We start from the raw sequence: 12,499 nt of genomic DNA, 5'->3' as shown, positions 1-12,499 counted from the left end.
GGAGTCCCCTACGGGCAGGATGGGGGTTCCGCTGGAACCCTCGACGGGCTTGCTGCGTTTACCGTGGAGAGGCGGACCGCCCGTCTGCCTCGCCCCTTGCCGCCCCCCGTTCCGCCCGGCCGAAGGAGAAGCATCGTGGAAGCCGTGATCGCAGTGGTCGCGCTGCTCTTCGTGCTGTTCCTGGCGGTGGGGGCCTATGCGGCGGTGAAGGCCGTGCGCGCCGCCAAGCGAGGCGTGGACCGCACGATCACGCAGGCCCGCCGCACGGTCGAGGACACGACGCTGCGCGCGCGGACGATCGCTCAGCCCGGCGCCGTCGGCGAGCTGGCCCAGCTCCGGCTCAAGCTGCGCACCTCGATGCGGGCCACCCAGGACGCGCTCCGCGCGGGCGTCGCCGAGGACGCGTCGCTGCACGAGTCCCTCGCCCTCTTCGAGCGCCTGAGCGCCCACGGCCACGAGCTGGACGACGAGCTGAGGCGCCTTGAGAGGGAGCCGGACCGCATCACCCTGAGCCAGCGACTGCCCGGCCTGAAGGAGCGCACGGAGCAGATCACCACGGCGGCGGACTCCCTGCGCTGGGCGGCGCGCGACCGCGCCCACAAGTTCGCCGACGACGACCTCGATGTGCTGATGACGCAGATCGACATGGAAGCGGGCGCCCTGCGGCACTGGGCGACGGAGCCCACCCCGGGCGAGCCGGGCGGGTCCACCGCGTCCTGGTCCGCGCCCGCACCGGCGGCCGAGCCCGCCCCACGGCCCGCGGCCGCCGCCCCGCCCGCCGCGGAGAGCCCCGACCGCACGGCCCAGGAGGCGACGCGGCCCGCGATCAGCCCGCCGAAGCCGCCCGTCGCGTATCCCTGGGAGAAGCAGGCCAAGCCCGAGAGCACCACCTGAGCCCACGTGTTCCCACGTCAACGCGCGAGAGCCGGCACGGCTGGCGAGAGGCACGCGCTCACGCACGGGGACCGTCGTCCGGGTGCGGGGGCCGGGCTGCCGCACCGGGGTTCCTGCGGGTAATCTCCAGCTCATGTCCCGCCATGTCGCGATCGTCACCGATTCAACGGCCTACCTGCCGCAGCGGACGATGGAGCGGCACGACATCACCGCGGTGCCGCTGACCGTCGTGATCGGCAACCAGGCCCTCGAAGAGGGCACCGAGATCTCCGCCCGCTCCCTCGCGCTCGCCCTGCAGAAGCGCCGCCCCGTGACCACGTCGCGGCCCAGCCCGGAGGACTTCGCGCGCACCTACCGCAAGGTCGCCGAGGCGGGAGCGACGGGCATCGTCTCGCTCCACCTGTCGTCCGAGTTCTCAGGGACGTACGACGCGGCCGTCCTCGCGGCGCGCGAGGCGCCGGTGCCGGTGCGCGTCGTCGACACCGGCATGGTCGCCATGGCCCTCGGGTTCTGCGCCCTCGCGGCGGCCGAGACCGCCGGGGCGGGCGGCACCGTGGACGAGGCGGTCTCGGCCGCCGAGAAGCGCGCCGCGGGCACGTCCGCGTACTTCTACGTCGACACCCTCGACTATCTGCGCCGCGGTGGCCGGATCGGCGCGGCACAAGCCCTCCTCGGCTCCGCGCTCGCCGTGAAGCCCCTGCTCGAACTGGACGGCGGACGCATCGAGCTCCTGGAGAAGGTGCGCACGGCGTCGAAGGCGATCGCCCGGCTCGAAGAGATCGTGATCGAGCGGGCGGGAGCACAGCCCGTGGACATCGCGGTCCACCACCTGGCGGCCCCCGAGCGGGCCACCGCACTCGCCGACCGCCTCGCGGAACGCGTCCCGTCCCTCACGGAACTCCACGTCAGCGAGGTCGGCGCGGTGATCGGGGCGCATACGGGGCCGGGGCTGCTGGGAGCTGTGATCTCGCCGAAGTGAGGCGAGGGGTGGGGTCGGATCTTGCTGGTGCTGGTGCTGGTGCTGGTGCTGGTGCTGGTGCTGGTGCGGGCCGGTGGTGCGGGCCGGTGGCGTTGTGCTGGGTGATCTGGGTGGGCACCCGGCCCTCGTGTGGGTGACGGAGTTATCCACAACTGCCGGGTAGTCCCCGGGAATTGAGCAAGATCAACATGTGGCTCGCATGGCGCCTAGCGTCGTTGTCATGGCACTTCGATCAACTTCAACGCGGGCAGAGTCGGGTCGGGCGAGCGGTGGGCCGGGGAGCGGTGAGCCGCAGGGAACCGGTGAGCTGCCGGGCGGCGGCGAGCCGGGGAGCGGGACGGGGCCTCGCGGGCGTGCGCTGGCGCATGAGCAGATGACGCACCGCCGCATCCGGCGGAGGATGCGGCGCAGGCGTGCGGCGGAGGAAGCGGTGCGCTTGCGGGCGGAGGCGCTCTTCGTGGGGCCAGCCGGGGCGGCGGCTGGCCGGACGGCTTTTGGCCGGGCGGGGCCTGGGCGGGCGGCGCCTCACCGGGTGGCGCCTGAGCGGGCGGGGCCATACCGGGTGGCATCTGACCGGGCGGGGCCGGACCGGGCGGGGCTTGGCGCGGTGCCCGCGCGGGGCGCTCCGCTCGCGGGCGGCGTGGTGTCCGCATCGGGCGCCGCGCGTGGGTCGGATGCCCCACCCGGGGCGGGCTTCGCGAAGGGGGCGGGCGCGGCGCGGGGTTCGAGGGCTGCGGAGGAACTGGGAGCGGCGCGAGCTTCCGACGCGGCGCGGGCACGAGGCGCGGCGCGTGTGCGAGATGCGGCGCGTGGGGTGGACGCGGCGGATGGGCAGAGCATGGTGCCCCTGCTGGACCTGGAGCGTGAGCCGGAGACCGCGCAAGGGCGGGACAGGGCGTGCGAGCCGGACGTGGCGCACGGGCCAGACACCGCACCTGAGCCGGACGCGGCGTACGGGTGGGACCTGGTGCGTGAGCCGGACCCGGTGTTGGGGCTGGACAAGGCGCGTCAGCCGGGCGCGGCGTGGGACCTGGGCAGGATGCGTGAGCTGGACGCGGTGTGTGAGCCGGGCATGGCGCGTGAGCTGGACACGGGGCATGAGCTGGGCATGGCGCGTGGGCCGGATGCGGCGTACGAGCTGGGCACAGCGCGTGGGCCGGGCGTGGCCCGTGAGCCGCACTCGGCGTACGGCCTGGGCAAAGAGCGTCAGCCGAGCACGGTGCATGGCCCGAGCGCGGTGCATGGTCTGAGCGCGGTGCATGGCCCGAGCACGGCGCATGGTCTGAGCACGGCGCATGGCCTGAGCGCGGCGCATGACCCGAGCACGGCGCATCACCCGGACAAGGCGCATGCGCCCGACACCGCGCAGGGGTCGGGCGTCGACCCCTCGGTGGGTGGCGGCACGCAGGATCACCCCGCCCCTGCGAAGCCCTCGCGGCAGGCGCGGTTCGCGCTCGCGGTGCGGGAGCGGCTGCCGGTCTGGCTGCAGGTGAGGTGCGGCCTTGAACGGCGGAGCGTGGTCGCGCTCGGTGTGGTCCTCGCCGTCGCGGCCGTGTTCGCGGCCCAGCACTTCTGGAGCGGCCGTGCCCAGCCGGTGCGGGCACCGGACGTCGTGGACGAGGCGGCGGGGCCCGACCGGCAGGGGTCAGCCGCTTCCGCCGGGCCGCCCGACACGGCACTGCCGCCGGGGGCTGACGGAGCCGCCGTCGGGGACGAGGGGAGCGGCGCGGGAGGCACCGGCGCGGCGGGTGGTCGCCTCGTGGTGGACGTCAGCGGCAAGGTCCGCCGCCCCGGCGTCCACCGGCTGCCGGTCGGAGCCCGGGTGGCGGACGCGTTGCGGGCCGCGGGCGGAGTCCGCCCCGGGGCGGATACGGACGGCCTCAACCGCGCCAGACTCCTCGTGGACGGCGAGCAACTGGTGGTGGGCGGCCCCGCACCGGGAGAGCCGGGCGCGCCCGCTGCACCAGCGGCACCCGCGGGCGGCGCGGCGGCCGGACCGACCGGCGGCACCGCCACCGCCCCCGTCACGCTGAACACCGCCACGGCCGAGCAACTCGACACGCTGCCGGGCGTGGGCCCCGTCCTCGCGCAGCACATCATCGACTACCGCACCGAGCACGGCGGATTCCGCTCGGTGGACGAACTCCGCGAGGTCACCGGCATCGGCGACCGGCGCTTCGCCGACCTGCGACCTCTCGTACGGCCATGAGGCGCGCGGACAGCCACGCCGAGGCACCCCGCCGTCCCGGCACAGCAGAACCACGCAAGGAGGGCCCGGTCGACCTGCGCCTGGTGCCGCCCGCCCTGGCGGTCTGGGCCGCGGCGGCCCTCGCGCTGGACGCGGCGCCCCGCCTGGTCATGGGCGCGGTGGCGGGCTGCGTCCTGGCGGCCGCGGTGCTCTTGGTCTCCTGGACCGGGTCGAGGCGAAGGCGGCCCCCAGGGCACCCGCGGGGACGGGGCGGAGGCAGGGGCTGGAGACGTGTGAGCGCGGCCGCCGTGCTGCTGTGCGCCGGGGCGTCGGCGGCCTCGGCGGGGCTGCACGGGGCGGATCTGCGGCGTGGCCCGGTGCCCGCGCTGGCCCGGCAGTACGCCACGGTGACGGCCGAAGTGGAGGTGACCTCGGACCCGCGCCGCACCAAACCCCGGGTGGGCGGCGACCACCCCTTGCCCCCGTCCGTGGTGCTGAACGCCGAGGTGCTGCGGGTCAGACAGGGGGACGGCACGACGACGAAGACCCGGACGCCAGTGCTGCTCATCGTGCGGGAGGAGGGCAAGCGGGAGGAGGAGCGCCGAGGCGCTGGAACCGAGGCGCCAGGCGCCGCGCCTGCCTCGCAAGGAGGGGAGCCCTCGCGCCCAGCGGAGGTCGCTCGCCCAGCGGAGCCCTCGCGCGCGACTGGTCCCCCTCGCTCGGCGGACCCTGGGACCGGCACGGCACGCGCCCCGAGCGGCGGCGGCCGGCAGTCGCCCTGGCTCGGCCTGCTCCCGTCCACGCGGCTGTGGGTGCGCGCGGACCTGGTGCCGCCGCTGCCGGACGGCGGACGGATCGCGGCGGTGCTGCGCGTGACGGGGGACCGGCCGCCGCAGGTGACCAGGGACCCCACGAAGGTCCAGCGGTTCGCCGGGGAGCTGCGCGGCGGGCTGCGGGAGGCGACGGACGGCCTGTCGGCTGACGCGCGTGCCCTGGTGCCGGGCCTGGTGATCGGGGACACCTCCCGGGTGCCACCGGAGCTGGAGCAGGCCTTCCGGGCGACGGACCTCACGCACCTCTTGGCTGTCAGCGGCGCCAACCTCACCATCGTCCTGGCGCTGCTCATCGGCCCGCCGGGCACGGCGCACCGGGTCGAACGGCGCGGTCTCGCACCCCGCCTCGGCATCCCGCTGCGGACGACGGCGCTGCTCGGCGGCGCGCTGACGCTCGGCTTCGTCGTGGTGTGCAGGCCCGAGCCGAGCGTGGTGCGGGCGGCGGCCTGCGGTCTCGTCGTGCTCCTCGCCATCGCCACCGGAAGACGCAGATCGCTGATCCCCGCGCTGGCGGCGGTGGTGCTCGTGCTCGTCCTGTACGACCCGTGGCTGGCGCGGAGTTACGGCTTCCTGCTGTCCGTCCTCGCCACCGGCGCGCTGCTGACGCTCGCGCCGCGGTGGAGCGCCGCGCTCCAGCGGCGCCGGGTCCCGGGGCGGCTCGCCGAAGCGCTGGCGGCCGCGGCGGCGGCGCAGGCGGTGTGCGCGCCGGTGGTCGCCGTCCTGGCGGCGCGGGTGAGCCTGGTCGCGGTGCCGTGCAACCTGCTCGCGGAGTTCGCGGTCGCGCCCGCCACCGTGCTCGGGTTCGCCGCGCTCGCGGCGGCGCCGGTGGCGATGCCGGTCGCCAAGGTCCTGGCATGGGGAGCGAGTTGGCCCACCGAGTGGATCGCGGGGATCGCCCGGTCGGGGGCGGCGCTGCCCGGGAACGGGATCGACTGGCCGGGGAGTTGGGGCGGCGCGCTGCTGCTGGCGGCCGTCACGGTGGTGGTCGTCCTCATCGGGCGGCGGCTCGTGCGGCATCCCTGGCTGTGCGTGGCGTGCGCGTTGCTGCTGCTCGTGGCCGTCGTCCAACCCCCGCCGCTCACCCGGGTGATCGCGGGCTGGCCGCCGCCCAAGTGGCGGATGGTGATGTGTGACGTGGGGCAAGGGGACGCGGCGGTGCTCGCGGCCGGGCCCGGCACCGGGGTGGTCGTCGACGCGGGCCCGGACCCCGTGCTGGTCGACCGCTGTCTGCGAGGGCTGGGGATCACGCGGGTGCCGTTGGTGGTGCTCTCGCACTTTCATGCCGATCATGTGGCGGGGCTGCCCGGGGTGTTGAGGGGGCGCTCGGTAGGGGAGATTCAGACGACGGGCTTGCGGGAGCCGCCGGGCCAGGCCGCGTTCGTCCGGGAGCAGGCGGCGGCGCGGGGTGTGCCGGTGACGCGGGCGGTGGCGGGGGAGAGGCGGCGCACAGGGGCGCTCGACTGGCGAGTGCTCTGGCCGGTGCCGCGTCCGGCGCCGGAGCCCGAGGGGCCGAACGACGCCAGCGTCACGCTCCTGGTGCGCACCGAAGGCCTCACCCTGCTGCTGATGGGTGACCTCGAACCGCCCGCGCAGCGTGCCCTGTTGCGCACGCCCGAGGGCTCGGCGCTGCCGCGTGTCGACGTCCTCAAGGTCGCGCATCACGGGTCGGCGTATCAGGACCCGGTGTTCCTGCGCCGTGCCGGACCGCGGCTGGCGCTGATCTCGTGCGGTGCGGACAACTCGTACGGACATCCTTCGCCCCGCACGGTCACCGCGCTGCGTGCGGCGGGGGCGATGGTGCGGAGGACGGACAGGAGCGGTGCGATCGCGGTGGTCGGCGGGCGGGGCTGGCAGGGCGGCGGGCCGGGGGCGGACGCGGCGGGGGCCGGGCGGAGGGGCGAGATGGGGGTGGTGGAGATGAATTCGGGTTACTTCGGGTTACTCGGACAGTCCTAGCGGTTCCGCTGCTTTCGCAATGTTCTTGCTGAAGTGGCCTGTGTTGCATCGAATGCCGCAACGGTGGTCGAATGCCTATTCGCTAGTTGTTGTCAAGGCCCGCGGGGGTGCGTCGCAGTGTTCGGCCGTTGGCTGGGAAACCGTTCGTTCCGAGGAGGGCGGTCCGGTCCGCTGTCGGCGGTGACGGTCCCACCCAGCGCGGGGGCGCTCAGCTGCCGGGTGCTGGACCCCGTGAACGAGCCGGTGCGGCATGCGGAGCTGTCTGTCACGGACGCCATGGGGCGCAAGGTCGTGAACGGGGGGACGGATCCGTTCGGGTCGTTCGTCACGACGCTCCCGGCGGGGGAGTACCGGCTCGCGGTCTCGGCGGAGGGCTTCACCCCGTACCGGGCGAACGTCACGGTCGGTGAGGACGCGCATGCCTCCGTGGGCGATGTGACGCTTCAGGTGGCGCAGCTTCCGCAGCTGCCGGATCCGGGTGACTGGGACATCGACCCCCTGCACTCGTCCATCGGGTTCACGGCGCGGCACATCGGGCTCGCGCGCATCCACGGCCGGTTCAACACGTTCGCGGGGGCGATCCGGCTGGCCGAGCGGATGGAAGAGTCCGCGATGCACGTGGTGATCGACGCCGCGTCCATCGACACGGCCGTGAAGATGCGCGACGACCACCTGCGGTCCGGCGACTTCCTGGACGTGGCGCGGTTCCCGACGATGGAGTTCTACAGCGACCGCTTCGTGCACAAGGGCGGTAACCGCTGGGCGATCACGGGCGCGCTGTCGCTGCACGGTGTGACGCGGACGGTCACGCTTGACACGGAGTACCTGGGCGTCGGGCACGGCCTGGAGGGCGAGACCCGCGTGGCCTGCCGCGCGACGACCGAGCTGCACCGGGACGACTTCACGATCACCTGGCAGACCCTGCTCGCGCGCGGGATCGCGGCGGTCGGCGCCAGCATCACCATCGAGCTCGACATCCAGGTCATACCGAAGAAGGCCTGACCGGCCGGCCTCCGGGACCCGGCCTCCGGGACCCGGCCCCGGTCGGTGGGCCCCGGCCGCCCCGGCCCCGCCTGCGGGGCCCGGGCTCCGCCCGCGCGGCCCCGGCTCCGCCCGGGTCAGGGGGCTTCCAGCCAGCCCTCGTACTCGGCTGCCAGCTCGTCGAGGGCCGTGGGGTCGAGGCGGTGGTCCGGGTCCTCGACGACGACCAGCCACTGGGCGTCCTCGGCGTCGTCCTCACCGGCGAGGGCGTCGCGCACGAGCTGGGGGGCGTTGGCCACGCCGAAGCGGTCGGGGAGCTCCTCGGCGACTTCTTCCGCCGCGTCGCGGTCGGGCAGCACCAGGACATGTCGTACATCGGTCACGTGGGCATTCTCGCGTACGCGGCCGGGGCGGGGCCGGGGCGGCGCCCGAGCGGGTGTGGGCCGGGTGCGGGCCCGGGCGTGGGCGGTGGGGGCCGGGTGTCAGTGGCGCGTGGGATGCTGGTCCGCGATGGCCAGGAAGAACGCACACGACAATCCGCTCGCTCCCGTCACGGTCGCCGTGGGTCTTGAGGACCTGCTGCTCGACCGCGCCGTGCAGGAGGTCGTCGCGGCCGCGCGCGCGGCGGACGCCGACACGGACGTCCGGGACCTCACCCCCGACCAGCTGGCGCCCGGCACGCTCGCGGAGCTGACCAGCCCTTCGCTGTTCGCGGAGCGCAAGGTGGTGGTGGTGCGGAACGCGCAGGACCTGTCGGCGGACACGATCAAGGACGTGAAGGCGTATCTGGGCGCTCCCGTGGAGGAGATCACCCTGGTGCTGCTGCACGCGGGTGCCGCCAAGGGCAAGGGGCTCCTCGACGCGGCCCGCAAGGCCGGGGCGCGGGAGGTCGCGTGCCCCAAGATGACGAAGCCCGCGGACCGTCTCGCGTTCGTGCGGAGCGAGTTCCGGGCGCTGGGGCGCTCGGCGACGCCGGAGGCCTGCCAGACGCTGGTGGACGCGATCGGCAGTGATCTGCGGGAGCTGGCTTCGGCGGTGTCGCAGCTGGTGGCGGACGTCGAGGGCACGATCGACGAGGCCGTCGTCGGGCGGTACTACACGGGGCGGGCGGAGGCCTCCAGCTTCACCGTGGCCGACCGGGCCGTGGAGGGGCGCGCGGCGGAGGCCCTGGAGGCCCTGCGGTGGTCCCTGGCGACGGGCGTCGCGCCCGTGATGATCACGAGTGCCCTCGCGCAGGGGGTGCGGGCGATCGGGAAGCTGTCCTCGGCGCGGGGCGGGCGCCCCGCCGATCTGGCGCGGGAGCTGGGGATGCCGCCGTGGAAGATCGATCGGGTGCGGCAGCAGATGCGGGGGTGGTCTCCCGACGGGGTGGCGGTGGCGCTTGCCGCTGTCGCGGAGGCGGACGCGGGGGTCAAGGGGGGCGGGGACGATCCGGCGTACGCCCTGGAGAAGGCCGTGGTGGCGGTGGCTCGGGCGGCTCGGGTGCGGCGGGGGTAGGGGGTGGGGGTTTTCTTCCCCAAGCCCGCCCCTTCCCGAAACTGGGGGCTCCGCCCCCAGCCCCCCACTCGGGGGCTTCGCCCCCTGGACCCCCTCCGGGGCTTCGCCCCCAGCCACCCACTCGGGGGCTCCGCCCCCTGGACCCCCTCCGGGGCTTCGCCCCCAGCCCCCCCCCGCCGAGGGCTTCGCCCCCTGGACCCCCACCGGGGCTCCGCCCCACCCCCCACCCGGGGGCTCCGCCCCCTGGCCCCCCCACCGCGGCTCCGCCCCTGGCCCCGCCCATACGGGCCGCGCCCCCCAGCCTCCGCGAAACCAAAAACCCCGCCCCCCATCCCAAAGGGACAGAGGCCGGGGTTCTCGGTTACGCAAAGACTTGAGCCCGTACCCGCGTGGCGAACGCAGATCGCGTACGGACTCGGGGTGCCGGTCGGGAGCGGATGAGAGAGGGCCCGCTCTGGGTCCTTCCGGCGGTTACATCAGCAGGTCAGCCCTGGAGGGTCGCGGCCTTCGAAGCAAGCGCCGACTTCTTGTTGGCGGCCTGGTTCTTGTGGATGACGCCCTTGGAGACGGCCTTGTCGAGCTGACGCGCGGCCTCGCGGGTCAGCGCGGTGGCCTTCTCGACGTCACCGGCAGCGGTGGCCTCGCGGGCCTTGCGGATCGCGGTCTTGAGCGACGACTTGACGGCCTTGTTGCGCAGGCGCGCCTTCTCGTTGGTCTTGTTCCGCTTGATCTGAGACTTGATGTTCGCCACGAAAGAGCCTTTTCAGGTTCAGGTACTACTGGGTTCTCTGACAGGTGTCTCACGGCTGAGAGGGCTGAGAGACACAGCTGCCCACGATATCAGCCGACCTCCGACCGGCCCAAACCGATGGGCGCGGCCCGCCCATGGGACCATGGAGGCTACGTATCGATCCGACCCGAGGCATAAGGCGCCTCAAGAGACAGGACCCTGCGTGCCCGCGACCCCTATGAATGTGCCCGAGCCGAGCCGTACCGCCCCGGCTCTGATCCGCAATTTCTGCATCATCGCGCACATCGACCACGGCAAGTCCACGCTCGCCGACCGCATGCTGCAGCTGACCGGTGTGGTCGAGCAGCGGCAGATGCGCGCCCAGTATCTCGACCGCATGGACATCGAGCGTGAGCGCGGCATCACGATCAAGTCCCAGGCGGTGCGTCTGCCCTGGGCCCCGACCGAGGGGCCGAACCAGGGCGAGACCCACATCCTCAACATGATCGACACCCCGGGCCACGTGGACTTCACATACGAGGTCTCGCGGTCGCTCGCCGCGTGCGAGGGGACGGTCCTGCTGGTCGACGCCGCCCAGGGCATCGAGGCGCAGACCCTCGCCAACCTGTATCTGGCGATGGAGAACGACCTCAAGATCGTCCCGGTGCTCAACAAGATCGACCTGCCGGCCGCCCAGCCCGAGAAGTTCTCCGAGGAGCTCGCGAACCTCATCGGCTGCGACCCGGACGACGTCCTCAAGGTCTCCGCGAAGACCGGGCTCGGCGTCGAGGCGCTGCTCGACCGGGTCGTGGCCGAGGTCCCGGCGCCCGTCGGCGTCGCGGACGCGCCCGCCCGCGCGATGATCTTCGACTCGGTGTACGACTCGTACCGCGGCGTCGTGACGTACGTACGTGTCGTCGACGGCCAGCTCAACAAGCGTGAGCGCATCCGGATGATGTCGACGGGTGCCACGCACGAGCTCCTGGAGATCGGGACGAACTCGCCCGAGATGCTCGCCGCCGACGGGCTCGGCGTGGGTGAGGTGGGTTACCTCATCACCGGCGTGAAGGATGTGCGGCAGTCGAAGGTCGGTGACACGATCACCTCGCTGCACAAGGGCGCCACGGAGGCCCTCGGGGGCTACAAGGACCCGAAGCCGATGGTCTTCTCGGGCCTGTATCCGCTGGACGGCTCGGACTACCCGGAGCTGCGCGACGCGCTCGACAAGCTCCAGCTCAACGACGCCGCGCTGGTCTACGAGCCGGAGACGTCCGCCGCGCTCGGCTTCGGCTTCCGCGTGGGCTTCCTCGGCCTGCTGCACCTGGACGTGATCCGCGAGCGCCTGGAGCGCGAGTTCGGTCTCGACCTGATCGCGACCGCGCCGAACGTGGTCTACCGCGTGATCATGGAGGACGGGGCCGAGCACACGGTCACCAATCCGAGTGAGTTCCCCGAGGGGAAGATCGACCAGGTCTTCGAGCCGGTCGTGCGGGCCACCATCCTCGCGCCTTCGGAGTTCATCGGCTCGATCATGGAGCTGTGCCAGAACCGGCGCGGCACCCTGCTCGGCATGGACTACCTCTCCGAGGACCGGGTCGAGATCCGGTACACGCTGCCGCTCGCGGAGATCGTCTTCGACTTCTTCGACCAGCTGAAGTCCAAGACGCGCGGCTACGCCTCGCTGGACTACGAGCCCACCGGCGAGCAGTCCTCCAGCCTGGTCAAGGTCGACATCCTGCTGCACGGCGACAAGGTCGACGCGTTCTCGGCGATCACGCACAAGGACGCGGCGTACGCGTACGGCGTGCGGCTCGTCGCGAAGCTGCGCGAGCTCATCCCGCGGCAGGCCTTCGAGGTGCCCATCCAGGCGGCCATCGGCTCGCGGGTCATCGCCCGCGAGACCATCCGCGCCATCCGCAAGGACGTCCTCGCCAAGTGCTACGGCGGTGACATCTCGCGTAAGCGGAAGCTGCTCGAGAAGCAGAAGGAAGGCAAGAAGCGGATGAAGATGGTGGGCTCCGTGGAGGTCCCGCAGGAGGCCTTCATCGCGGTGCTCTCCAGCGACGAGGGCGCCAAGAAGAAGTAGTCGCCCGCCCGGCCCCAGCCGGGTTCCCCCGCCGTGCGCGAAGCGCCCGTCCGATGCCAGGACGGGCGCTTTTCGCATGCGGGTGAGCGCCCGGCCGCGTCCCCGCGGAGCGCGGGCCGCGCGTGACGCTACCGCCCCGTTCTGTAGAAAGTGACAGGCAGTAGCCCCTTACGCGGCGGGCGTCCGGCCTCTACCCTGATCACTGCTCGGAGGTTACTCGCAAGTTAAACAACGTGCCTGGAGTGGCATCGGAGCGCAGCAGCCACACGTAGTCAGCAGTAGGCGCCACACTCAGTCAGCCAGTAGGCAGCGAGCGAGTAGACAGCCAGTAGGCAGACAGCCAGTAGGACGCACC

Annotated in this window: 9 protein-coding genes; 7 read left to right on the top strand and 2 right to left on the bottom strand. The window is 73.2% G+C overall.

Annotated elements, in window-relative coordinates:
• The first annotated feature begins 135 nt into the window (after nt 1–135).
• The 5 genes from AC07A4_RS08445 to AC07A4_RS08425 all read left to right on the top strand — a co-directional run bounded on the left by AC07A4_RS08445 (nt 136) and on the right by AC07A4_RS08425 (nt 7,852).
• Nucleotides 136–894, top strand: a complete 759-nt coding sequence (locus AC07A4_RS08445; RefSeq protein WP_478594798.1) for a hypothetical protein — start codon at nt 136–138, stop codon at nt 892–894.
• A gap of 133 nt (nt 895–1,027) precedes the next feature.
• A complete protein-coding gene (locus AC07A4_RS08440; protein WP_478594796.1) occupies nt 1,028–1,873 on the top strand; it encodes a DegV family protein in 846 nt (281 codons plus the stop codon).
• 1,390 nt (nt 1,874–3,263) lie between these two features.
• Nucleotides 3,264–4,082, top strand: coding sequence for a ComEA family DNA-binding protein (locus AC07A4_RS08435; RefSeq protein ID WP_478595904.1), 819 nt, complete (start codon nt 3,264–3,266; stop codon nt 4,080–4,082).
• Nucleotides 4,079–6,850, top strand: coding sequence for a ComEC/Rec2 family competence protein (locus tag AC07A4_RS08430; protein ID WP_478594794.1), 2,772 nt, complete (start codon nt 4,079–4,081; stop codon nt 6,848–6,850). Before AC07A4_RS08435 ends, AC07A4_RS08430 begins: the two co-directional genes overlap by 4 nt.
• Before the next feature lie 117 nt (nt 6,851–6,967).
• Nucleotides 6,968–7,852, top strand: a complete 885-nt coding sequence (locus AC07A4_RS08425) for a YceI family protein (protein ID WP_478594791.1) — start codon at nt 6,968–6,970, stop codon at nt 7,850–7,852.
• A 116-nt stretch (nt 7,853–7,968) separates the two neighbouring features.
• Here AC07A4_RS08425 and AC07A4_RS08420 read toward each other — a convergent pair whose 3' ends face one another.
• Nucleotides 7,969–8,214, bottom strand: coding sequence for a hypothetical protein (locus AC07A4_RS08420; protein WP_478594788.1), 246 nt, complete (start codon nt 8,212–8,214; stop codon nt 7,969–7,971).
• 127 nt (nt 8,215–8,341) lie between these two features.
• Here AC07A4_RS08420 and holA point away from each other — a divergent pair, with 127 nt between their 5' ends.
• Complete coding sequence (gene holA / locus AC07A4_RS08415; RefSeq protein ID WP_478594785.1) at nt 8,342–9,328, top strand: DNA polymerase III subunit delta; 987 nt, start codon at nt 8,342–8,344, stop codon at nt 9,326–9,328.
• Nucleotides 9,329–9,812: 484 nt separating this feature from the next.
• On the opposite strand, the gene rpsT is transcribed toward holA, so the two are convergent.
• Nucleotides 9,813–10,079 (bottom strand): 30S ribosomal protein S20, encoded by a 267-nt coding sequence (gene rpsT, locus AC07A4_RS08410; protein ID WP_478594782.1) that lies wholly within the window; start codon nt 10,077–10,079, stop codon nt 9,813–9,815.
• A gap of 202 nt (nt 10,080–10,281) precedes the next feature.
• Here rpsT and lepA point away from each other — a divergent pair, with 202 nt between their 5' ends.
• Nucleotides 10,282–12,144 carry a translation elongation factor 4 gene (gene lepA / locus AC07A4_RS08405; RefSeq protein WP_478594779.1) on the top strand — a complete coding sequence of 621 codons (1,863 nt, stop codon included), beginning with the start codon at nt 10,282–10,284 and terminating at the stop codon, nt 12,142–12,144.
• Nucleotides 12,145–12,499 lie beyond the last annotated feature (355 nt).

It is taken from the genome of Streptomyces sp. NPDC043996 (assembly GCF_056435225.1).
This window is presented reverse-complemented; position numbering and strand designations above follow the sequence as displayed.

Excerpts from the sequence above, each read along its gene's own strand:
- AC07A4_RS08440 (WP_478594796.1), top strand. The coding sequence starts at position 1,028 with ATGTCCCGCCATGTCGCGATCGTCACCGATTCAACGGCCTACCTGCCG.
- AC07A4_RS08430 (WP_478594794.1), top strand. The coding sequence starts at position 4,079 with ATGAGGCGCGCGGACAGCCACGCCGAGGCACCCCGCCGTCCCGGCACA.
- holA (WP_478594785.1), top strand. The coding sequence starts at position 8,342 with ATGGCCAGGAAGAACGCACACGACAATCCGCTCGCTCCCGTCACGGTC.